The following is a 21,758-nucleotide window of genomic DNA, read 5'->3' on the forward strand; positions in this document are numbered from 1 at the left end:
GTGTGATTTTGTTAGATTGTTTTATTGCTCAATTCTGAGAACTTTGTTTTGTGTTGAAGTTTTTAAGGGCGCACGGTGGATGCCTTGGCATCAAGAGCCGATGAAGGACGTGGGAATCTGCGATAAGCCTGGTGGAGTCGATAACCGGACGTTGAGACCAGGATTTCCGAATGGGGGAACCCCGCACCATGTTATGTGGTGTGACCTGCAGCTGAATGTATAGGCTGTGTGGAGGGAACGCGGGGAAGTGAAACATCTCAGTACCCGCAGGAAGAGAAAACAATAGTGATTCCGTTAGTAGTGGCGAGCGAACGCGGATGGGGCTAAACCGGTTGGTGTGTGATAGCGGATAGGCGTTGCATCATCGGGGTTGTGGGGTTGACATGTACCAGCGCTATCTTGCTGGTGGGATGAGGTGCAGGCGTATAGGTGAATCGGTTGGAATGCCGGACCATAGAGGGTGATAGTCCCGTAGGTGTAATGCGTGTCTGCCGTTCTAGTGTTGATACCCGAGTAGCACGGGGCCCGTGAAACCTTGTGTGAATCTGCCAGGACCACCTGGTAAGCCTGAATACTACTTGATGACCGATAGTGAATCAGTACCGTGAGGGAATGGTGAAAAGTACCCCGGGAGGGGAGTGAAATAGTACCTGAAACCGTGCGCTTACAATCCGTTAGAGCCTGGGACTTGTTCCTGGGTGATGGCGTGCCTTTTGAAGAATGAGCCTGCGAGTTAGTGTTACGTCGCGAGGTTAACCCGTGTGGGGAAGCCGTAGCGAAAGCGAGTCTGAATAGGGCGTTTGAGTGGCGTGATCTAGACCCGAAGCGAAGTGATCTACCCATGGCCAGGTTGAAGCGCGTGTAAGAGCGTGTGGAGGACCGAACCCACTTCAGTTGAAAATGGAGGGGATGAGCTGTGGGTAGGGGTGAAAGGCCAATCAAACTTCGTGATAGCTGGTTCTCCCCGAAATGCATTTAGGTGCAGCGTTACGTGTTTCTTACCGGAGGTAGAGCTACTGGATAGCTAATGGGCCCTACAAGGTTACTGACGTTAGCCAAACTCCGAATGCCGGTAAGTGAGAGCGTAGCAGTGAGACTGTGGGGGATAAGCTTCATAGTCGAGAGGGAAACAGCCCAGAACGCCAACTAAGGCCCCTAAGCGTGTGCTAAGTGGGAAAGGATGTGGAGTTGCTTTGACAACCAGGAGGTTGGCTTAGAAGCAGCCACCCTTGAAAGAGTGCGTAATAGCTCACTGGTCAAGTGATTCCGCGCCGATAATGTAGCGGGGCTCAAGCACACCGCCGAAGTTGCGTCATTCAAATATTTGCTTGGTCTTCGGATTGGGCGTTTGGATGGGTAGGGGAGCGTCGTATAGCGGGTGAAGTCGCGGTGTAAACCAGCGGTGGACGCTATACGAGTGAGAATGCAGGCATGAGTAGCGAATGACGGGTGAGAAACCCGTCCGCCGAATGATCAAGGGTTCCAGGGTTAAGCTAATCTGCCCTGGGTTAGTCGGGGCCTAAGGCGAGGCCGACAGGCGTAGTCGATGGATAACGGGTTGATATTCCCGTACCGGCGAAGGACCGCCCATACTGAGCTGTTGATGCTAACCATGATGGATTCCAATTGTTGATGCCTTCGGGTGTTTTTGTTGGTTGATGTGGTGGGAACCGATGCAGTGAGGTCAGCGTATTAACAGGTGTGACGCAGGAAGGTAGCCGAGCCAGGCAATGGAATTGACCTGGTCCAAGGGTGTAGGACGAGTCGTAGGTAAATCCGCGGTTCATGATGTCTGAGACCTGATAGGCGCCCACTTTGGTGGGTGATTCGGTGATCCTATGCTGCCTAGAAAAGCATCGGCGCGAGGTCCCAGCCGCCCGTACCCCAAACCGACACAGGTGATCAGGTAGAGAATACTAAGGCGATCGAGAGAATCATGGTTAAGGAACTCGGCAAAATGCCCCCGTAACTTCGGAAGAAGGGGGGCCTGCCCCGTGATCAGCTCTTGCAGTTGTGAGCGGGTGTGGGCCGCAGAGACCAGGGGGAAGCGACTGTTTACTAAAAACACAGGTCCGTGCGAAGTCGCAAGACGATGTATACGGACTGACTCCTGCCCGGTGCTGGAAGGTTAAGAGGACCGGTTAGCAACTTGTTGCGAAGCTGAGAATTTAAGCCCCAGTAAACGGCGGTGGTAACTATAACCATCCTAAGGTAGCGAAATTCCTTGTCGGGTAAGTTCCGACCTGCACGAATGGAGTAACGACTTCCCCGCTGTCTCAACCATGAACTCGGCGAAATTGCAGTACGAGTAAAGATGCTCGTTACGCGCAGCAGGACGGAAAGACCCCGAGACCTTTACTATAGTTTGGTATTGGTGTTCGGTGCAGCTTGTGTAGGATAGGTGGGAGACTGTGAAGCTTGGACGCTAGTTCAGGTGGAGTCATCGTTGAAATACCACTCTGGCTGTACCGGTCACCTAACTTCGGACCATGATCTGGTTCAGGGACAGTGCCTGATGGGTAGTTTAACTGGGGCGGTTGCCTCCTAAAATGTAACGGAGGCGCCCAAAGGTTCCCTCAGCCTGGTTGGCAATCAGGTGTCGAGTGTAAGTGCACAAGGGAGCTTGACTGTGAGAGTGACAGCTCGAGCAGGGACGAAAGTCGGGACTAGTGATCCGGCGGCACCTCGTGGAAGGGCCGTCGCTCAACGGATAAAAGGTACCTCGGGGATAACAGGCTGATCTTGCCCAAGAGTCCATATCGACGGCATGGTTTGGCACCTCGATGTCGGCTCGTCGCATCCTGGGGCTGGAGTAGGTCCCAAGGGTTGGGCTGTTCGCCCATTAAAGCGGTACGCGAGCTGGGTTTAGAACGTCGTGAGACAGTTCGGTCCCTATCCGCTGCGCGCGTTGGAAATTTGAGAAGGGCTGTCCTTAGTACGAGAGGACCGGGACGGACTAACCTCTGGTGTGTCAGTTGTACTGCCAAGTGCATCGCTGATTAGCTACGTTGGGAAGGGATAACCGCTGAAAGCATCTAAGCGGGAAGCCTGCTTCGAGATGAGATTTCCATGCACCTTGAGTGTGTGAGGCCCCCAGCTAGACCACTGGGTTGATAGGCAGGATGTGGAAGCAAGGACTAAAGACTTGTGTAGCTGACCTGTACTAATAGGCCGATGACTTTCAACACACAATATATACAATAATGACTAATAAGATCATTGCTGTTCGCGTTCACTATGCGGTTACGAGACAACAACTCGACAACCGAAACTAAACATGAGACTTGACAAGTAGTTTTTGTCGCATCGTTTCATACAACACCAGAAAATTGGTTTGTGTGCTTCGTGATTGTTACGGCGGTCATAGCGTGGGGGAAACGCCCGGTCCCATACCGAACCCGGAAGCTAAGGCCCACTGCGCCGATGGTACTGCACTCGTGAGGGTGTGGGAGAGTAGGTCACCGCCGGACTTAACTTAATAAAGATGAATGTTGGTTTGAGGCCCTAACCTTTTGGTTGGGGCCTCACCTGTTTAACCAGCAGAGCTGGTGGGTTGGTTGCTGATTGTCGGCCGCTGATTGCTGGTTGGTAGGGGGTTGAGCTGAAGCTCGACCCCCTTTTTCCTGTTTAAGAACAAAGATCATTTGGGATCCCTTGACGCTGCGCTGACAGCGGCTCTACAGTCAACGCACGCACTTGCCGTTGTCAGAGGAGAATCCGCAGATGGGGCAGCTAACGTTCGCTATCAATGTCACCCTTGACGGGTGTATCGACCATAGGGTCGGCATCGCTGACGAAGAGACGCACGACTACTTCACTGACCTCATGAACCAGCATGGCGTTATGCTGTGGGGACGAACCACGTACGAAATGATGGAAGACTACTGGCCACTGGTGGCTAGCGGGGAAGTTGCCGCACCCCAGGCATTGCGCGATTGGGCGATCCAGCTGCAGGACAAGCCCAAATACGTAGTTTCTAGCACTCGAACCGAGTATCCATGGAACAACAGTCACCACCTTATGGGTGACCTGGCTAGCTCAGTTCAGGCGCTCAAGGAGCGTACGGCAAACGGGGTGCTGGTGGGCAGCTGCAAGCTGGCAACAGCATTGGATCAGCTAGGGCTGATCGACGAGTATCGCTTTTTAGTGCAACCCATCATCGCTGGGCATGGGCCACGGTTGTACAACTCTGGTTTACCTGATGCGCGTCATCTTCAGCTGCTCGATACCAAGACACTAAGCAACGGCGTGATCGCTGTTCACTATTCTCGCGCACAATAAGGCCGGCCCGCTCATACATTGGGTGCACGAGCGGGCCGGCTGTCAGAGGCCAGTTGGCTAGCGGGTGGAGACCTGCTGATCCATGAGCTGCGCCAGGGTGGCCACAGCGCCTTGCTGATGCAACGACTCCAAGGTCTTCAGATACGGGGTGGTGAACCGTTCATCATCAATAACGTCCCCAAAGAGGTCGCGCTGGCGCAGGAAGGCTAGCGGATCTTCGCTGTGCTTAGCCGCGGCAGCCTTGACCTCTTCGGCCAAGCGGTCCACGATGGTGATCTCTTCGCCCGCTTCATCGGTCCCCTCGGCATAACGAGCCCAGCTGGCGACGATGGCTGCGGATAAGGTGACCTCACGATCGGCGACAAGATTTTCGCGAACCACTGGCATGAGCCATTTGGGGATGCGATCGGAGGAATCCGCGCAGAGGCGGGCCACGGTATCGGCAACGTACTCATTGCTGTAGCGCTCAATGAGCTTGTGCTGGTAGGCGTCCAGGTCAACGCCGGGCAGTTCGCGCAGGGTCGGCTCGGCCTCGTTTTTCATGTAGCGAAGCAAGAAGTCTGCAAACAACTTGTTGCGGGCCACGTCGTGCACCGCTTGGTAGCCGGCGAGGTGGCCAAAGTAGCATAGGCCCTGGTGGGTGGCGTTAAGCAGGCGCAATTTCATCAGCTCGTAGGGCACCACGTCGTCAACCAATTGCACGCCAGCTTCTTCGTAGGGTGGGCGGCCGGCAACAAACTTGTCCTCCAGCACCCACTGCTCAAAATCTTCGCAGACAACTGGCCAGCCGTCCTCGATGCCATAACGCTGCATGACGTCGGCGCGATCGGCATCCGTGGTGACCGGGGTAATGCGGTCCACCATGGAGTTTGGGAAGGACACGTTCTCTTGGACCCACTGGCCGAACTCGGCATCGAGGGCGGAAGCAAAAGCACCAAACATCTTGTGGGCCACTTCGCCATTACCTTGGATGTTGTCGCAGCTCATCACGGTGAAGGGGGCGATGCCACGGGCTCGGCGCAGCTTCAGCCCGGCGCTAATCAACCCGAAGGTGGTGCGTGGTGCCTGCGGGTTGGCAAGGTCGGCGGCGATGGCCGGATTGGCGGTATTAAACTCCCCGGTGACTGGGTGGACGTTGTAGCCGCCTTCGGTGACCGTCAGTGAGACGATGCGGATCGCAGGATCGGCCAGCTGGTTGATGGCGGCGTTTATGTCATCTGGTGCGTAGAGGAAGTCGAGGATCGAACCGATGACTTCAACATCGCGGGAGCCATCAGGGTTTTTCACTACGAGGGTGTAGAGCCCGTCGCTGTCCTTGAGTACATCGCGCATGCGCTGATCGGACTCCATAACGCCCATGCCGATAATTCCCCAGTCCAACGCCTGGCCCTGATTCATCAGCCGGTTCAGATACATGGCCTGGTGAGCGCGGTGGAAGCCACCTACGCCGAAGTGCACAATGCCGGCGCTGGCTTGTTTGCGGTCGTACTGTGGGGTGCGAACCTGCGGGTCAACCTGGTTCAGGGTGTGGTTGCTCAGTTTCATTATTCAATGCTCCTTAGTCAGGATCGATTAGTGGGTGCTGACGGCGGCGGGTTGGGCGACACCCTGAAAGCCCGGCTGGGTGCCGCGCAGTGCGTGGGACATCAGGGCCGCGACGAGGTAGAGGGCTGCAAAGAGGAAGACCATGCCCGCAGCACCAAGTACGTTGTAGAGCACGGCGACCAGCAGTGGGCCAGCAAAGACGGCGGCGCCGATGCCGAGGTTATAGGAGGCCATGGCTGCCCCTGGATGTTCGGGAGCTAGGGACACGGCGATGGCCGAGAGTGGAACAAAACCTGCCAGCCCGATGCCAAAGATCGCACCGATGATCAGGGCCAGTGGGTAGGCGAAGGGGTAACCGTGATCGGTGGCCCACGCTGGTACGAGGTACAGTCCTGCCATGGAGATCGCGCACAGCACCGCGCCAAACCACACCACCACTTTGGACCAGCCCAGCTTGTCACCCAGTGCGCCAAAGAACAGGTTGAACGGGATGTTCACCGCGTAGATGACAGTGGTCAGGATCAGGAACTGGCCCACGCTCCAGCCGAAGCGGTCCACGAACAGGGCCGGGAAGAAGATGGCCATGCCGTAGGTGGGGACCGAGTTGATGGTTCGGGTGAGCATGACCATCAGGGCCTTGCGGTTGCTCACCAGCAGGCGCAGGCCGAAGCTCATGGTGCTGAAAACCTGTTCGGGATTGGCCACCAACGGTGCCCGTCCGGTCTTTTCCTTCACGCCGATCAGCGCGATGGCCGCTCCGATGACCACCAGGGCCAGTGAGACCCAAAGGGTTTGGTAGTAGCTCAGGGAGAAGAGTTCAAGGCTGGCGCTGGCGGTCAGTGCGCCGAGGGTTGGCAGTCCGGAGCTGAAGGCTACGTAGAACCAGCCAATGGCCACGGCCAGTCGTTTGGCGTTGGCGGTGGCCGAAATCCAGACGAGGAAACCGTAGGCGAAAAATGGGTAGCCAAATCCGCGTAGTCCGTAGGCGATAAAGATCAGAGGCAGGCTTGAGGTGTTCAGTGCGACGCCCAAAAAGAGCAGTTCAAAAATCACCCAGATGCCGGCTCCGATGAACATCACCTTGCGTGGGCCCCAGAGGTCGGAAAGCGAAGCGGAGAGGAAGGCAGCGATGGCTACGGCCACTCCGTAGATGGTGACCAGGGTTCCGGCCAGCGGGATGGAGAAGCCATGTTCGCCGGTGAGGTACGGGGCGAGGATGTTGGTTTCTACGCCGTCGCCGATCATGAAGATCATCAGGCCCACAAAACCCCATAGGAGCGGACGCGGTAGCCCTAGGCGATCAAAGATCGAGGGGTGTGTTGGCGTTGAGTTTGTGGTCATGACGCTCCTTTGCGACGGCCTTGCCGGTGTGATCGATTGAACCAATCTAACACCAAACAAACAAACTCAACAGATTTTCTGTTAAAAACTTGAAGAAAGTGATGTTTTGAGACTTGAGACGCAGCATCTATCATCAGAGATGTGGCAAATCACGAATTCGATGTTGAAAACGATGGTCCCGGCTTAAGTCAGGGGCTGCCTCCAGAGACCCGCCGGGACGAAATCACCGGGCACGTTAATAAGGTGCGCACTTCACGGGTGGAGGAATTGGCCGAGCTCTTCTCGGTCAGCGCCATGACCATCCACCGCGACCTGGACTACCTGGCCAAGGAAGGCCGGCTCGAGCGCATCCGCGGTGGAGCACGAGCCATTACCGCCCGGCTGGCCGAACGCGATGTACGCCTGCGTCGGCACCTGAACGCTGAGCTAAAAAGTCAGCTTGCCGCCATCGCCGCCAAGCTGATCGAACGCAATTCGGTGATTGCGCTGGATGACTCCACCACGGTTGGGGCGCTCGGTGCGCACCTAGAAGAGCGCGAGCCTTCCACGGTAATCACCCACTCGCTGGCGCTCATGGGCGCGGTCTCGGCCATGGCACATATCGACATGGTGGGCCTCGGTGGACAGTACTATGCCGAAACCGATTCCTTCCTCGGCTCCATCGTGGTCGAACAAGCACAACGGCTGACCGCCGACGCAGTTTTTGTCTCCACCACCGCCATCAAGAACAACGCCTTATTACACCCGGATGCCGAGGCAGCGCGCACCAAACGCAGCCTGCTGCAGATGGGGCGACGCAAGATCCTGGTGGTGGACTCCAGCAAATATGAATCGGCAGGCATTTATCATGTGATGAACCTGTCCGAGTTCGACGATGTGGTGATCGATGATCAACTTGATGACGCACTGATGACCCAGCTGCAGCAGCTGGGCCCACGCATTCACATAGCCACCACCTCTGCAAAGGCGCAGCCATGAAGCCCACCTATGTACTAGGCATCGATTCCTCCACCCAGTCCTGTAAGGCACTGTTGGTCGACGCGAACAGTGGTGAAGTAGTGGCCGAACAACGCCATGGGCATCCGCAGGGAACACAGGTTGACCCGCAAGAGTGGATCACCGCACTTGAAGCGGCCACCGATGGATTACTTCAGCGGGCCTCAGCGGTGTCCATTGCCGGCCAACAACACGGCATGGTCGCCCTTGATAAGCACGGGAATCCGGTGCGTGACGCGATGCTGTGGAATGATACTTCTTCGGCGCAACAAGCAAGGGAGCTGACCGAAGAGCTCGGCGGCGAGCTGGCCTGTGCGCAGCAGATTGGCAGCGTACCGGTGGCCTCACTGACGGTGACCAAGCTACGTTGGCTACGTGATCAGGAAACGGAGAACGCAGAACGCACAGCGATGGTCTTATTGCCACACGACTACCTCACCTGGCATTTAGGTGGACGCAAAGAGGCGGTCAGTGATCATGGGGACGCCTCGGGTACGGGATACTATTCCCCAGCGCAGCGCCGCTTTGTACCCGAAATAGCTGCCGCAGCGTTGGGGCACCAGGTGCAATTGCCACGCCTAGCGCAGGGCAACGAGGTGGTCGGTCGAACGTCCACCGGGGCGGTAATCGGTGCGGGTACCGGAGATAATATGGCGGCCGCCTTGGGGCTGGATCTGCAGCCCGGTGACGTCTGCATTTCCATGGGCACCTCCGGGGTGGCCTCCGCAGTGGTAGAACACAGCGTGCATGACGGATCGGGCATGGTTAACGGCTTTGTGGCCGCCAACGACAAATTTTTGCCACTGGCCTGCACGCTAAACGGGGCACCGGTGCTGGACTTCGGCGCCCGCATGCTCGGGGTGGGACAACAAGAATTTTCAGACCTCGCGTTGGCTGCACAACCGGGCTCGGGCGGGGTTGTATTACTGCCCTACTTTGGCGGAGAACGTACCCCCAATCGGCCCGAAGCCACCGGTCTATTACAGGGGTTACGCACCAGCACTTCCCGCGAACAGATTGCTCGCGCGTATGTGGAAGGACTGTTGTGCTCCATGAAAGATGCGGTGGCTGCCCTGGAGGCGAGCACCAAGGTGAGAACCCGACGCATCTTGCTGATCGGTGGGGGAGCGCAGTCCGAAGCGGTGCGAGTGATCGCCCCACAGATCTTCGGCGTCGCCGTCCAGGTCCCGCAAACAGCAGAGTACGTGGCCTTGGGTGCTGCGAGGCAAGCGGCCTGGGCACTGAGCGGGCAGGATCAACCGCCGGTATGGAATAGCGCCGAGTCCACTACCTATGAGGCGCAATCCCGTCCAGAAATTTATGCGAACTATGCACGCCTGCGTGATGACACTAAGGGGTGGAAATAAGCGACAGATCGCGTAGCGTAGGGACTATGGATACGCTCTTTTTCGCCCACCGCGGCAGTTCCCACAAATATTCGGAGAACACCCGGGCCGCCTACCTGCAGGCCATTGATGAGGGTGCGGACGGTATTGAATGCGATGTCCATTTGAGCTTGGACGGTCAAGTGGTATGCCACCACGACCCCACCGTTGATCGCACCTCTGATGCCTCGGGACTGGTATCTACCTTTACCCTCGAGCAGCTCAAAGCCATGGACTTCACCGGGGTTGTACCGACCGAAGTACCGGCAGAGTACGGCACGGAAAATGAGCAGCTACTGAGCCTTGATGAGCTTTTGACGCTGATCGAAGAACGCGGCAAACCGGTGGGTTTGGCTGTGGAGATCAAACACCCCAGCCCTTATGGGTATCTACTTGAAGACCGGGTCATGCAGGTCCTTGCTGCTCACGGTTTTGATCCTCAAACCGGGCGGGCCGGAAGCGCGGGGCAGATCGCGGTGACACTGATGAGCTTTGATCCTGGCTCATTGCGCTACCTTGGCCGCAAGGTGAATCCGGACTTGCTCTGCCAGCTGATGACCGAGGTGAATCCCGATTACATTCAGGAGCTTGTAGATTCGGGGCAGGTGGGCCGGGCCGGTGTGTATTCGGTGCTGTACCGTTCGGTGGCCGAAGGCATTGAACTGATCAACGCCGGTGGAGCCGGGATTATCGGCTCGGGCGTTGCCTGGACGCGTGCCAATGAACCGATGGTGCGCCAATGGTTGGCCGAAGGGCGACATGCTCGCATCTGGACGGTGGACCGCCCTGCCGATGCACAGTATTTGATTGACCTTGGGGTTGGTGAGCTCACCAGCAACCGGCCAGTGGAGCTTCGCCGGGAATTGGAACAGCATTAAAAGATGAGCGATACAAGTGAATAAATGGTTGACCCCGGCCACCAAGATGGGCCTATCCATCGCGGTCGCGACCGGGTTGTACGGTATTTCTTTTGGTGCGTTATCCATCGCCGCGGGGCTGAACCTGTGGCAGACACTCGCGCTGAGCGCGCTGATGTTTACCGGCGGATCGCAGTTCGCTTTTATCGGCGTGATCTCTGGCGGCGGGGCCGCATCGGCGGCATTTTCCGCGGCTTCATTATTGGGCATCCGCAACGCGGTATACGGGATGCAGATTAAACAATCCTTGCGCCCGCGCGCAGCGCAGGTGCCGGGAATGGCCCAAATAACCATCGACGAATCCACGGCCGTGAGCCTAGGACAAGCAGAAATCGGCGAAAAGCGTCGCGGATTTTTCACCGCGGGCATTGGCGTTTATCTGCTGTGGAATCTCTTTACCCTGGTGGGAGCACTGCTGGGTGAGAAGATGGGGGATCCTGCCGCTTGGGGCCTCGACGGTGCAGCGGTGGCCGCGTTTATTGGGTTGCTGTGGCCGAGGCTCAAGTCGATGCAACCGATACTGATCGCGCTCGCGGCGGCGATCGTTACTGCGCTCGCGGTGCCGGTGGTTGCACCGGGCTTACCGATCCTTTTAACTGCTATTTGTGCCGCCGTTTATGCGGTGCTTTCGGCGCGACAAAAGCCTGCTGCTACCCAGCACGGTGATCTAGACCGTGTGGACGGGGAGTAACAATGAGTGAATTAAGCTGGTGGGTTCTAGCCAGTTGCCTCACGGCCTATGCCATCAAATTGTGCGGCTATTTTGTCCCGCGCAAGGTGCTGGATTCGCCGATGATGTCCCATGTGGCTTCCACCTTGACCGTTGCCCTGCTGGCCTCCTTGGTGACAGTAAACGCCTTCACCTCGGGCCAAGAACTGAAAATTGATGCCCGCATTGGCGCCTTGGCAGCGGCAATTATTGCGCTGATCTTCAAAGCGCCCTACCTGGTGGTGGTATTGGCTGGCGCACTGGCAGCGGTGCTCTTGCGGGCCACCGGGCTAGCGGCCTAAGCCAAGTAAGTGGGACAGTAGAGGCATGATTGTAGCTTTTTCTGTAGCCCCAAGTAACGACAACCCCAACGGTTCAGTCCACGATGCCGTGGCTGAAGCTGTGAAGATCGTGCGTGATTCCGGTCTGCCTAATCGCACCAGCTCCATGTTCACAGAAATTGAGGGTGAATGGAACGAGGTTATGGAGGTCGTTAAGCAGGCCACGATGGCCGCTGGAAAGTTCGGATCCCGCGTTGCGCTGGTGCTCAAAGCCGATATTCGTCCCGGCTACGAGGGCGAAATTGACGCGAAGATTCAACGGCTTGAGAAGGCTATCAAGGATAGTTAGGAGAGTGCGTCGCCATGATTCACCATAGGGCTGAACGTGAGGCCGGTGCGGTTGAGCAGTATCTGGAAGAATCCCTCGGGCTTCAGGTCCAGGCCCTGGAAAAAGGCCGTGAGCATGATCGGGCCTCGGGGCTGCCGTCCATTGAAGTCAGCACGGGGCAGTGAAAATTTCTGTAGTTAGTAGCGCAGATGATTGGCGCTCGCCGAGTGCTAGAGATCGGGACCTTAGGTGGCTACTCCACCAGCTGGCTGGCCCTTGGTGTTGGTGAATCGGGCAAGGTGATTACCTGCGAATTTGAGCCCTTGCATGCCCGCGTAGCGAGAGGAAACCTCGAACGGGCCAGGCTTGGCGACCGTGTAGAAATCAAATTAGGTGCCTCCCAAGCAACCTTAGACTCACTGATTACCAAACGCACCGAGGCATTTGATCTGATCTTTATCGATGCCGACAAGCGCAATAACGTGATCTATCTTCAACGAGCGCTGGAACTCTCGCACCCGGGAACGGTGCTGGTCTCAGACAACGTGGTGCGAGGCGGGGCGATCTTGGATGATTCGGGCCAATTGGGAAGCCAAGAAGCCGACGTGTGAGGAGTCCAAGAGGCACTGATCTGGCTACGTTATCATTCGCGGGTCTCAGCCACCGCACTGCAAACAGTGGGCGCCAAGGGCTGGGACGGGTTTGCGCTGGCCAGGGTGCTGTAAAAATGCGGAGACGGTACTAGCGTGCCGAGTGGTGTTCGCTGAAGCTGCGTTCGGGTTCCTCGTCGGCCTCCGGAGCAAAAGGTGGGGCCTTGATAATCAAGACGTACATTGCCACAGCGCAGATCACGGCGACCGGGGCTCCGATCCATAGGGCGTATTCGGTGTTGCGCACTAATCCTGCAACAACCGGGCCAATGAGCATCGGGACGATGTAGTAGTAATGCTGCGGTGTGGCCGGGCCCCAAATACGCTCGAGTTTTGAGATGAGACTGAAGCCGGCGGCCAAAAGAATGCATCCGAGCAGGATGACCCAGAGCGTTGATGAAAGGCTGATAGTCAGGGTCAGCGAGCCGACTAGGCCCGCGGTTAGATAGGCGTACTTCGTATTTTGATGCAAGCCTTCTCCCTTTTCTGCTCCAGTTTGATTTGATGCGATACATGTATTTTTTCAAACCTTTGGACAGTTCGCAATGCTACTTAAGTAGGAGGGGTGCCGGGAGCGTTGAAAGAAATAAGCCCAAGCACTGCCGTAGGCTAGAAATGTGCCACAAATGAACGACTACCGAATCCGACTGGCGACCGAAAACGACGTACGCCCAGCCTTGGAAATGAAACTTGATTCCTGGCGCGAAGCCTATGCTGCGTTACGCGAGCCCTCCTTCTTCGCCCATCACCAAGAACAGCTCGAAGGCCAAGTAGCTTGGTGGGAGCGGGGCTTGGCTTCCGGCGCGCAATTTTTTATCGCCGAAGATGAGCAGGGCAAGATCATTGGCCTTGCCGGCGGTACCCCAACCATTGAAGAAGACAAAGACACCGGCGTTGAGATCGAGCTGGGCATGCTCTACGTAGAAAAGCAGTACTACGGCAGCGGGCTGGGTGCACACCTGATGGACGTGGTGCTCGGTCAGCGTGATGCGCTGGTTTGGGTGCTGGAAGGTAATTCGCGAGCCCAGGCCTTCTTTGAAAAGCAGGGTTTTAAAGCCGATGGAACTACCGAGTCACTGGTGGGCACCTGGCAGGGATTGATTGAAAGACGGATGGTACGCGCCCATGGCTAGGGACTCCAAGGACTCATTGCTCGGCGAATTCCCCATTGATACGGGCACAGCCATTATTGAGTCCGATCCCTACGGCGGAAACCGGTACATCCTCAAGGTCAACGGGGTCCCGTCCTCGCATATTGACCTCGACGACCCGACGTACCTGGACTTTGAGTACATGCGCTGGATGGAACCGATTTTCACCTATGGTTTCCCCGCCGAAGACTTTGACGGCCGCGCCCGAAAACTGCGGGTGCTGCACCTAGGCGGCGGCGGTTGCTCGATGGCCCGCTGGGTGGCCGCGAGCTACGAGAACGCTCGCCAGGTGGTGGTGGAGCTCGATGCCAAGCTGGCCGAGCTGGTCCGTACCTCATTCGACGTGCCTCGTGCTCCGCTGGTGCGCCTTCGTGTGGGCGATGCCGCCGCGGTATTGCCAACCCTGAGTGATGACAGCCGCGACGTCATCATCCGCGACGTTTTTGCCGGAAGCACCACACCGCGGCAGCTGACCACGGTGGAGTATGCGCGAGATGCCCAGCGGGTTCTGGATGCGGGAGGTGTGTACATCATCAACTGTGGTGACACCGCCGATCTGGCCGGAGCTAAGGCTGAGGCCGCCACCCTATTAGAGGTCTTTGAACACGTGGCCATGATCGCCGACCCGCCAATGCTTAAGGGCCGTCGCTACGGGAACATCGTGTTCTTGGCCAGCGACGAACCATTGAAGCTCGGGGCCGGATTTGAACGCAACCTGCGCACCGCACCCTTGCCAGCACAGTTGGTTGCAGGGGCAGGTGTGCAACGCTTCGCTACCGGCGCCAGCGCAATCCTGGCCTAGTTAGCGGCACCGCGCTGGTAGCTGGAGCCATCAGCAGCACGCAGCAAAAGGCCGTGATCAACCATGTAACGACGCAACAGTGCCACATCGGGGTGAAAGACCCGCAGGCGCTCATTAACCTGTTCCTCGCGCAGTTGATCATCCTGGCCGATGATCGCATCACGAAGGTAGACCAGTACCTCGTGGCGGTCCGCCGGCTTGGCCGGCAAGGTATCCAAACGGTGACCGGTGAAAAAACGCTGAATGCCGCTGGACTCCGGCTTTGTTGCCGCGGCCGAGGCTAGCGTTCGCTCCAAGAACTGCTCGTTGAGTACCCAACAGTCATCCGCTTCGGACAACAAACCGATTTTCACCCAGCGCGCTAAATCTTTGCGTTGGGTTTTGGCAGGTTGCTCAGCAAGGTCGGACCCGGAAAGCACTGCACCAAGAAGCTGACGCATTGAAGGGTTTTTTAGCCCGGCAGCAACCTGAATCCACTCATTGGTCTGTTGTTGACTCATGAGCAACAGTCTAACCATTTTCTGCCTTTGCTCTGGATGCACAACAGCCCGCCATGACTAGGTCATGACGGGCTGTGAAGACAAGTGGTGAGTATTAGACCCCAACCCACATTTCAATCAAGCCAATGCCGAAGAACAGCACAAAGGCCGCGGAAACAACCCACATCAATGGGTGGATTTCCTTGGCGCGGCCCTGGGTGGCGCGGATGAAGACGTAGGAGATGAAGCCTGCACCGATGCCGTTAGCGATCGAGTAGGTGAAAGGCATCAGGGTGAAGGTCAGGAATGCTGGCAGCGCAATGCCCCAGTCGTTCCAGTCGATCTTTGAGACCTGAGTGATCATCATGAAACCAACAACTACCAGTGCAGGCGCCACAGCTTCGAAAGGCACCAAGTAGATCAGCGGGCTCAGGAACATGGCCACGATCATCAACAGACCGGTCACCACAGACGCCAGACCGGTGCGTGCACCTTCGCCGATGCCGGCGCCGGATTCCACAAAGATTTGCGCCGAGGAACTCGAGGTACCGCCACCGACGATAGCGCCGGCTGCATCAACCATCAGGACCTTATCCACGTCTGGGATCTTACCGTTTTCATCCATGGTGCCAGCTTCAGAAGCCAGACCAACCATGGTTCCCATGGCGTCGAAGAAGATCGATAGCAGGATCACGAAGGCCAGCAGCGAGGCGGCGGTGAAGCCCAGCTTGCTGAAGGCGCCGAAGATGTTGACGTGCCCGATCAGCGACAGGTCAGGCAAAGTCCAGTTTGGCAAGGACGGAACAACCAGCGACCAGGTGCCGGTCTTAAACGTGCCAATGTGGAAGATGGATTCAAGGATGTTGGCGATTACCGCGGAGACGACGATACCGATCAGGATCGCGCCCTTAACCTTGCGGACAACTAAAGCCATGGTCAGCAGCAAGCCGATGATGAAGACCAGGATTGGCCAGCCCATCAGTTCACCATCAAAGCCCAGTCCCACCGGGACGGTGGTGTTCGCGGCGTCCGGGATGCGCTGCACGAAGCCCGCGTTGACCAGGCCGATCAGCGCGATGAACATGCCGATGCCCACGACGATGGCCGTTTTCAGCCCGGCCGGAACCGCGTTGAAGACCGCGGTTCTGAACCCGGTGAGCACCAGGATGAACATGACCACACCGGCGATGAGCACCAGGCCCATGACGTCGGCCCAGGTCAGTTCCGGGTTGGTGGCCACGGTGATGGCCACAAAGGCGTTGACGCCAAGGCCGGTGGCCATGGCGAAGGGGTGGCGGGCCCAGATGCCCATGAGGATGGTCAGGATGCCGGCCACAAAAGCGGTCACCGCGGCAACGCGCTGGATGCCCAACTCGCCGCCCGAGGAGTCGGCGCCGGAAAGCACCAGCGGGTTGAGGACGACGATGTAGCTCATCGCGAAGAAGGTGGCGATGCCGCCGCGAACCTCGGTGGAGAACGTGGAGCGCCGTTCCGAAATCTTGAAGTACCGGTCGATCCGCGCGGCCGCAGACGTGCCGGAAGCAGTTTTGGTGGAGGAGGACATGGAAAAATTCTATGTTGTTTTTGTTGCGTATCGATATCTAACTTCTAACTAACTAGGCACAATCAGAAAACTTTAGACCCAACTCACACCTAGTAACTGCCAAAGCAAGTACATTGGAGGTAAGGGAAATCACACCCATGTTGATCTGAGGTTATGAAGGAGCGATTCAGATGAGTGATGAAGCGCCAGTCGCAGCAGAAAAGATCGAAGGAATTGTTGTCGGTGTTGATGGTTCGCAGCAAAGCAAGTGCGCTTTGCGGTGGGCCGAACGCGAGGCGGTGCGCCGCGGAAGCGTGCTGAATATCGTTTCCGCCTACACCATCCCGGTCTTCGCCGCGTCCTCCATGGATGCTGGTTACTCGACCCTGGACGATGATTTGATTCGCGGCGGAGCCGAGGAAATCGTCCGGCAGGCGCGGGCCGATCTTGAAGGCAGCCAGGCGCAGATCCGCACCTATATCGAATCCGGGGATCCGGCCGGTGTATTGCTGGATCTTAGCGCGGATGCGGAGCTGGTTGTTGTTGGCACCCGAGGCCGTGGTGGCTTTGTTGGTCGCTTGCTCGGCTCGGTGTCTTCGGCGCTTCCGGCACACTCCAAGTGCCCTACCGTCGTGGTGCCTTTGTGCATGTCCAAGGAGCAAGAAGCCGGAGCCGCGAGCACAAATGAGCGCAAGGCGGTGGTGGTTGGTATTGATGGTTCGGACCGAGCTCGTTCGGCCGTGCTAGCTGCCGCTGATGCTGCGATGGCCATCGGCCTGCCGATCCGACTGATTTGTGCGGTGCCGCCGGTGGGTGCAGCGCTGGCATGGATGCCAGCGACCATCGACCAGGAGGCAGTGCTAGAAGATGTCCGCTATCAGATGGGCGTTGGAACCCGATGGCTTAATTCCCACTACCCAGATTTGCAGATTGAAACCGACGTGGTTTCTGGGCCACCGGTGGAGGTGCTGATTCGCGAGTCTGAGCACGCGGTACTCACGGTGACCGGTTCACGAGGTCGTGGCGGATTTACCGGCATGCTGTTGGGCTCCACGTCTCAGGGCGTGCTGCACCACTCCAAGGGGCCGGTGATGGTGGTCCCTGACTCGGAGGATCCTCGCTTGGCTGATCGTCATAAGTTCGATACTCGCGCCCAGGAACAGTAGAAATAACTAAATGAACATAGACTAACGGCCACACACCCCAAGGGTGTGTGGCCGTTAGTCTATGTTGGCTGCTGCTTAGTAGCGAGCTGCCTGTGAGTACAGGTTGTTGACCCAGCTCAATGGCGTTACCGAAATACCAACACTTGGGTTACGGGCGTGTACTACGTTGCCGTTACCGATGTAGATCGCAACGTGGTAGAACGATGCGCCACCGTTGGAGGACGAGAACACCAGGTCACCTGGGCGCAGGTTGCTCAGCGACACGTGCTGTGGTGCGCTGAAGAACTGCTGGGTCGAGGTGCGTGGCAGGTTGATGCCCGACTGGCCGAAAGCACGCTGCGAGAAGCTCGAGCAATCAAATGCGTTTGGACCGTTGGCACCGTAGACGTAGTACTTGCTTGGATCGTCAGCGGTCTTTAGCGCCCAAGCGAAAGCAGCCGAGTAGCTCTTACCTGAAGACTCTGGCTCTGGCTCAGCGGTCTTGGTTGGCTCTGGCTCAGCAGTCTTGGTTGGCTGTGGCTTTGGAGCTGGCTTAGGTTCGGCCGTTTTGGTCGGCTTAGGTTCAGCGGTCTTGGTTGGCTTTGGTTCGGCCGTTTTGGTCGGCTTAGGTTCAGCGGTCTTGGTTGGCTTTGGTTCGGCCGTTTTGGTCGGCTTAGGTTCTGTAGTCTTAGTCGGCTTTGGCTCTGCAGTCTTGGTTGGCTCAGGATCAGCCGACTTAGGAGGTTCTGGAGCGAGGGTAGGAGTTACCGTATCGAGCTCTACAGCCTTTGGCCTGACCGTGTCCTCTTCTTCAGAGTCCTCGGTAGTCTCAAGTTCCGTTGGTTCTGCTACGGCCTTTGGCTTAACCGTGGCTTCTTCTTTGGAGTCTTCAGTTGGCTCAAGTTCCTGTGGCGCAGCTACAGCAAGTGGCTTGATAGCTTCAGGTGCTTCTTTTGGAGCTTCGGCAGTGTCTGCAGTAGCGATAACCTCTTCGAGGGCTGCTTGCTGCTCTTCGTTCTCTTTTTTCTCAACTGCCTTGCGAACTTCAGCCTTTTCCTTCTGCTGCAAAGTAGCAAGGTTGCTGATTAGTTCATCGCGAAGCTTCTTTTCCGGATCAACAGCGTTCTCATAGGTGGAAAGAGTGCTGTTGGCGGTAGCTGCGGCGGAGTCGTAATTTGCGGCGGCATCTTCAGCGGCGCTTTGTGCTGCGTCAGCGTATTCCTGCCATGCCGAAACCAGTGCTTCAGCTTCGGAAGCGGTGTTGACCGACTTCACCTGCTGTTCGCTCAGTGCGTCAATGGTGGCGGCCTTTCGGAACAGGTCACCATCCTGGTTGTCATCCAGCAACAGGCCTAGTGTCGAGTTGCCTGCACCGTTGCGGTAAATATCAGAGGCGATAGCGCCTAGATCCTTGCGGCTCTGTGCAAGGTAGGTTTTTGCGTAATCCAGCTGCTGGACTGCCTTCTTGGCATCAGCGGTGCGCAGATCGCGCTCTTCGCCGGCCGATAGCAGTGACTCTTGCGCCTGAGCAGCTTCGTTTTCTACTCGCTGCATTTCAGCGCGGCTGGAAGCCAGGGATTCCTCGATGCGAGCGATCATCGCGTTCGTCGAGTCTTTATTCTTCTTGGCTTCTTTGATCTCTGCGTCAGTAGGCAACGCGGAAGTGCTTGGTGCAGCTGCAATGGACACAGATGCAGGGAACGTAGCAGCGGTTGATGCGGAAGCAGGTAGAGCACCTGCAAGGCAGGATGCTGCTAGGGCCAGCGTGCTTGCGGCAACACTGAGCGTGTGGCGAGTAGCCATATCGTTCCTCACTAAGTACTTGGATGACGTGGAATCTTGAAAACGTGACTCTCTGAGGTAGAAAGATCACGATTTGGATAAGACTCCAATTAGCACATTAGGCTAATCGTGACACCCTTGGCAACACTGTTCACATCAGTCACATGAATCCCAAACGTGTAATTCATCTGCGGTTTTAGCGCGTGATCTGCGGGAACGTGTAATTGCGCGTGGTGAACTTTCTGAAAGAAACCTTGGAAAAATTTTCTGAATTTATGTCCCGAGGCTTGGTGCACTGAACTAAAGGTGAAGCGTTGGTAACGCGGGCAGCACGTCCCGGGGGTGATTCCTAACGACAGTAAAAAGTGGGTGCGTTAATAGGGAGCGTTTGGCACGTAGTGGAAAGCGGCAAGATGGACGCAGGCGTGTTCCCAAATATCCGCGCGAGCCAGGCGTGTGGTCCGCCTCTCTTTTATTCGGTCTCTGGCCACCAGCTTCGTTGAACTTTGTGAGGCAGATCTCAAAACAAGTTTTTGCGTTTTTTGCCTCAGGACCACCCCAAAGCATGCAATTTTTCATCATCGATTCCAAAGTGATGGGCCACTTCGTGCATGAGCGTGATTCGAATTTCACGCACCACGTCTTGATAAGTTTCGCAGGCCCGAAGGGTCGGATTTTTGAAGATTGTAATGTGGTCAGGCAGCGCTCCGGCGTCCCATCCTGAATCTCTCTCGGTGAGGGCTGTACCCTCATAAAGCCCCAAGATTTCAAGGTTTTCTGGCTCGCCTGGACGTGGCGTGTACTCGTCTTCGATGAAGAAAATGACGTTTTGCATCATGTCTATGGCGGAGTCCGGAATGGAGTCGATGGCCTGTTCAACTAGCTGCTCAAACTCGTCGTCGCTGATGTTCAAAAGCATGTTTTCAGCCTAGGCGAGGACGCTGAGTTGAGCATCGAAAATTTGGATCAGGAGCCGATTTTGCGAAATCAAAAAACCCCACGTATAGTTATTGGAGTCCGCTACGGAGAAGCAAGAAACCGAAGCGAACTTAGGCCCCCATCGTCTAGCGGCCTAGGACACCGCCCTTTCACGGCGGCGGCACGGGTTCGAATCCCGTTGGGGGTACAAGCAATCATTTTATGATTGTTAGATGGAGAAATCCATTGGCTTGCGAAAGCAAGGCCCTGTAGCGCAGTTGGTTAGCGCGCCGCCCTGTCACGGCGGAGGTCGCGGGTTCAAGTCCCGTCAGGGTCGCTCAATTTACTAATCTATTAGTAAATTTGGTGTCCACTTAGTGGTACCAGGCTCTGTAGCTCAGTTGGTAGAGCGTTCGACTGAAAATCGAAAGGTCACCGGATCGACGCCGGTCGGAGCCACGCAGGCCCTCGGTTTACCGAGGGTTTTACTGTGTGTATTGAAATAAATTCAAAACACTAGGCCCTGTAGCGCAGTTGGTTAGCGCGCCGCCCTGTCACGGCGGAGGTCGCGGGTTCAAGTCCCGTCAGGGTCGCATATGAACAGAAGCTCCGGATTGATTACCGGAGCTTTTGCTGTATCTACAGCACGTCAGTTCGCTCGACCAAGGTGACGCGGACCCAACCATCGGTTGCTCAAACGGCGGTATGCCGCAGCTGCGCCTGTCATGTCACCATCTTCCATTGCTTGAAGGCCATCCAAGAGATCACTGGCGGAATCATCGGGCCAAACAATCTCAGCCAGTAGCCCATAGTCCAGCTCAATTACCGAGCGGCTATCAAAGGACTCGAGCCAACTGCCGAGGTCTCCTAGCTCTTCAAAAAGCTGGGACTGCGGCGCATGGGTAACTAAAGTCTGCACGGCCCAGGCTAGGCGCTCTACGGCCTGTTCAAAACCGATATACATGCGCACGGTCTTCAGGCGTTCACCCTCGTGCACCGTTTCGCATTCGTCGTCTTCACGGAACAGCGCAAACCAGCTCAGCGGAATTCCCCACGAAGAGGTACGGGTATGTAGGTGTGTTAGATCTGCAGCCAAACGATCTGGATCGATCCGCTGTGAGTTGGCTTCACGAGAAACCGGCGGAACCAATAGATCGAATACCTCGGGGCGAATGGCTTCTTCGGCTTGTTCTGTCGCCAGGAAGCTGCGGGCTTGCAGTTGCCCGGGGCAGTAACGGGTATGTTCGGTGCCCTGATAGTCCAAGGTCTTCACGCTGCGGAAGAATTCGGGCTCGTTGTGTGGGAACGGGTCTGAGACGCTACGCAAGGTGCGCTGCCATAGACGTGCGTTCTCAAACTCATCCCATTGATCAGCGGTGCGTGCCGGCGCACACAAGATCATCGACTGGGCCCAATCTTCAAAGGTATCTAGTGGTTCGTAGACACGAAGAAGTGCTGTGGCCGAAGTAAGTTCGCTGGTGGGCCCAGTCAATTTTGGGTTCATA

Annotated in this window: 20 protein-coding genes, 4 tRNA genes and 2 rRNA genes; 18 read left to right on the plus strand and 8 right to left on the minus strand. The window is 56.7% G+C overall.

The window, feature by feature from the left end; all coding sequences use genetic code 11:
- The first annotated feature begins 52 nt into the window (after positions 1 to 52).
- The 3 genes from AC1Z3F_RS14745 (at position 53) to AC1Z3F_RS14755 (ending at position 4,281) form a co-directional block, all read left to right on the plus strand.
- Positions 53 to 3,188 (plus strand): 23S ribosomal RNA (locus AC1Z3F_RS14745).
- Positions 3,189 to 3,353: 165 nt separating this feature from the next.
- A 5S ribosomal RNA gene (gene rrf / locus AC1Z3F_RS14750) occupies positions 3,354 to 3,470 on the plus strand.
- A gap of 253 nt (positions 3,471 to 3,723) precedes the next feature.
- A complete protein-coding gene (locus AC1Z3F_RS14755) occupies positions 3,724 to 4,281 on the plus strand; it encodes a dihydrofolate reductase family protein (protein WP_131090673.1) in 558 nt (185 codons plus the stop codon).
- Between the two features lie 57 nt (positions 4,282 to 4,338).
- Here the strand turns inward: AC1Z3F_RS14755 and AC1Z3F_RS14760 are convergent, their stop codons facing one another.
- Both AC1Z3F_RS14760 and AC1Z3F_RS14765 read right to left on the minus strand, forming a co-directional pair.
- Positions 4,339 to 5,826 carry a mannitol dehydrogenase family protein gene (locus AC1Z3F_RS14760; protein ID WP_131090672.1) on the minus strand — a complete coding sequence of 496 codons (1,488 nt, stop codon included), beginning with the start codon at positions 5,824 to 5,826 and terminating at the stop codon, positions 4,339 to 4,341.
- A 27-nt stretch (positions 5,827 to 5,853) separates the two neighbouring features.
- Positions 5,854 to 7,167, minus strand: coding sequence for an MFS transporter (locus AC1Z3F_RS14765; RefSeq protein WP_131090671.1), 1,314 nt, complete (start codon positions 7,165 to 7,167; stop codon positions 5,854 to 5,856).
- A 141-nt stretch (positions 7,168 to 7,308) separates the two neighbouring features.
- On the opposite strand from AC1Z3F_RS14765, the gene AC1Z3F_RS14770 reads away from it, so the two are divergent.
- From AC1Z3F_RS14770 to AC1Z3F_RS14805, 8 genes are read left to right on the plus strand one after another with little or no spacing between them, the layout of a single operon-like run.
- Complete coding sequence (locus AC1Z3F_RS14770; RefSeq protein ID WP_131090670.1) at positions 7,309 to 8,145, plus strand: DeoR/GlpR family DNA-binding transcription regulator; 837 nt, start codon at positions 7,309 to 7,311, stop codon at positions 8,143 to 8,145.
- Entirely contained in the window at positions 8,142 to 9,530 is a 1,389-nt protein-coding gene (gene xylB, locus AC1Z3F_RS14775) for a xylulokinase (RefSeq protein ID WP_131090669.1), read from the plus strand. The genes AC1Z3F_RS14770 and xylB overlap by 4 nt, the downstream gene beginning before the upstream one ends.
- 26 nt (positions 9,531 to 9,556) lie before the next feature.
- Entirely contained in the window at positions 9,557 to 10,426 is an 870-nt protein-coding gene (locus AC1Z3F_RS14780) for a glycerophosphodiester phosphodiesterase (RefSeq protein WP_131090668.1), read from the plus strand.
- 46 nt (positions 10,427 to 10,472) lie between these two features.
- Complete coding sequence (locus AC1Z3F_RS14785; protein ID WP_131090694.1) at positions 10,473 to 11,156, plus strand: AzlC family ABC transporter permease; 684 nt, start codon at positions 10,473 to 10,475, stop codon at positions 11,154 to 11,156.
- A 2-nt stretch (positions 11,157 to 11,158) separates the two neighbouring features.
- Positions 11,159 to 11,476, plus strand: coding sequence for an AzlD domain-containing protein (locus AC1Z3F_RS14790; RefSeq protein WP_131090667.1), 318 nt, complete (start codon positions 11,159 to 11,161; stop codon positions 11,474 to 11,476).
- A 25-nt stretch (positions 11,477 to 11,501) separates the two neighbouring features.
- Positions 11,502 to 11,804 (plus strand): thiamine-binding protein, encoded by a 303-nt coding sequence (locus AC1Z3F_RS14795; RefSeq protein ID WP_483566161.1) that lies wholly within the window; start codon positions 11,502 to 11,504, stop codon positions 11,802 to 11,804.
- 14 nt (positions 11,805 to 11,818) lie between these two features.
- Positions 11,819 to 11,968 (plus strand): hypothetical protein, encoded by a 150-nt coding sequence (locus AC1Z3F_RS14800; RefSeq protein ID WP_242632618.1) that lies wholly within the window; start codon positions 11,819 to 11,821, stop codon positions 11,966 to 11,968.
- A gap of 24 nt (positions 11,969 to 11,992) precedes the next feature.
- Positions 11,993 to 12,394, plus strand: coding sequence for an O-methyltransferase (locus AC1Z3F_RS14805; protein WP_242632617.1), 402 nt, complete (start codon positions 11,993 to 11,995; stop codon positions 12,392 to 12,394).
- A gap of 130 nt (positions 12,395 to 12,524) precedes the next feature.
- Here AC1Z3F_RS14805 and AC1Z3F_RS14810 read toward each other — a convergent pair whose 3' ends face one another.
- Positions 12,525 to 12,905, minus strand: a complete 381-nt coding sequence (locus AC1Z3F_RS14810) for a hypothetical protein (RefSeq protein WP_131090665.1) — start codon at positions 12,903 to 12,905, stop codon at positions 12,525 to 12,527.
- A 154-nt stretch (positions 12,906 to 13,059) separates the two neighbouring features.
- Here AC1Z3F_RS14810 and AC1Z3F_RS14815 point away from each other — a divergent pair, with 154 nt between their 5' ends.
- Positions 13,060 to 13,566 (plus strand): GNAT family N-acetyltransferase, encoded by a 507-nt coding sequence (locus AC1Z3F_RS14815; protein WP_242632626.1) that lies wholly within the window; start codon positions 13,060 to 13,062, stop codon positions 13,564 to 13,566.
- Positions 13,559 to 14,386, plus strand: a complete 828-nt coding sequence (locus AC1Z3F_RS14820; protein WP_131090663.1) for a spermidine synthase — start codon at positions 13,559 to 13,561, stop codon at positions 14,384 to 14,386. Before AC1Z3F_RS14815 ends, AC1Z3F_RS14820 begins: the two co-directional genes overlap by 8 nt.
- Here AC1Z3F_RS14820 and AC1Z3F_RS14825 read toward each other — a convergent pair.
- Both AC1Z3F_RS14825 and AC1Z3F_RS14830 read right to left on the minus strand, forming a co-directional pair.
- Positions 14,383 to 14,886 carry a DUF2087 domain-containing protein gene (locus tag AC1Z3F_RS14825; RefSeq protein ID WP_165477400.1) on the minus strand — a complete coding sequence of 168 codons (504 nt, stop codon included), beginning with the start codon at positions 14,884 to 14,886 and terminating at the stop codon, positions 14,383 to 14,385. The genes AC1Z3F_RS14820 and AC1Z3F_RS14825 overlap by 4 nt on opposite strands.
- Before the next feature lie 94 nt (positions 14,887 to 14,980).
- On the minus strand, positions 14,981 to 16,429 hold the full coding sequence (locus tag AC1Z3F_RS14830) for an NCS2 family permease (protein ID WP_131090661.1): 1,449 nt from the start codon (positions 16,427 to 16,429) through the stop codon (positions 14,981 to 14,983).
- Between the two features lie 170 nt (positions 16,430 to 16,599).
- Between AC1Z3F_RS14830 and AC1Z3F_RS14835 the strand changes: the two genes are divergently transcribed.
- Complete coding sequence (locus AC1Z3F_RS14835; protein WP_131090660.1) at positions 16,600 to 17,574, plus strand: universal stress protein; 975 nt, start codon at positions 16,600 to 16,602, stop codon at positions 17,572 to 17,574.
- Between the two features lie 75 nt (positions 17,575 to 17,649).
- Here AC1Z3F_RS14835 and AC1Z3F_RS14840 read toward each other — a convergent pair whose 3' ends face one another.
- Entirely contained in the window at positions 17,650 to 19,356 is a 1,707-nt protein-coding gene (locus tag AC1Z3F_RS14840; RefSeq protein ID WP_483566162.1) for a C40 family peptidase, read from the minus strand.
- Positions 19,357 to 19,882: 526 nt separating this feature from the next.
- Positions 19,883 to 20,254 (minus strand): metallopeptidase family protein, encoded by a 372-nt coding sequence (locus AC1Z3F_RS14845; RefSeq protein ID WP_131090658.1) that lies wholly within the window; start codon positions 20,252 to 20,254, stop codon positions 19,883 to 19,885.
- Positions 20,255 to 20,388: 134 nt separating this feature from the next.
- Here AC1Z3F_RS14845 and AC1Z3F_RS14850 point away from each other — a divergent pair.
- The 4 genes from AC1Z3F_RS14850 (at position 20,389) to AC1Z3F_RS14865 (ending at position 20,846) form a co-directional block, all read left to right on the plus strand.
- Positions 20,389 to 20,461: transfer RNA gene (locus tag AC1Z3F_RS14850), tRNA-Glu, on the plus strand.
- A gap of 55 nt (positions 20,462 to 20,516) precedes the next feature.
- A tRNA-Asp gene (locus AC1Z3F_RS14855) sits at positions 20,517 to 20,590 on the plus strand.
- Between the two features lie 49 nt (positions 20,591 to 20,639).
- Positions 20,640 to 20,712 (plus strand) — tRNA-Phe (locus tag AC1Z3F_RS14860).
- 60 nt (positions 20,713 to 20,772) lie between these two features.
- Positions 20,773 to 20,846: transfer RNA gene (locus tag AC1Z3F_RS14865), tRNA-Asp, on the plus strand.
- 56 nt (positions 20,847 to 20,902) lie between these two features.
- On the opposite strand, the gene AC1Z3F_RS14870 is transcribed toward AC1Z3F_RS14865, so the two are convergent.
- On the minus strand, positions 20,903 to 21,757 hold the full coding sequence (locus AC1Z3F_RS14870) for a DUF8083 family protein (RefSeq protein ID WP_483566163.1): 855 nt from the start codon (positions 21,755 to 21,757) through the stop codon (positions 20,903 to 20,905).
- Position 21,758 lies beyond the last annotated feature (1 nt).

The sequence above is a fragment of the Glutamicibacter sp. MOO4 genome (genome assembly GCF_056934395.1).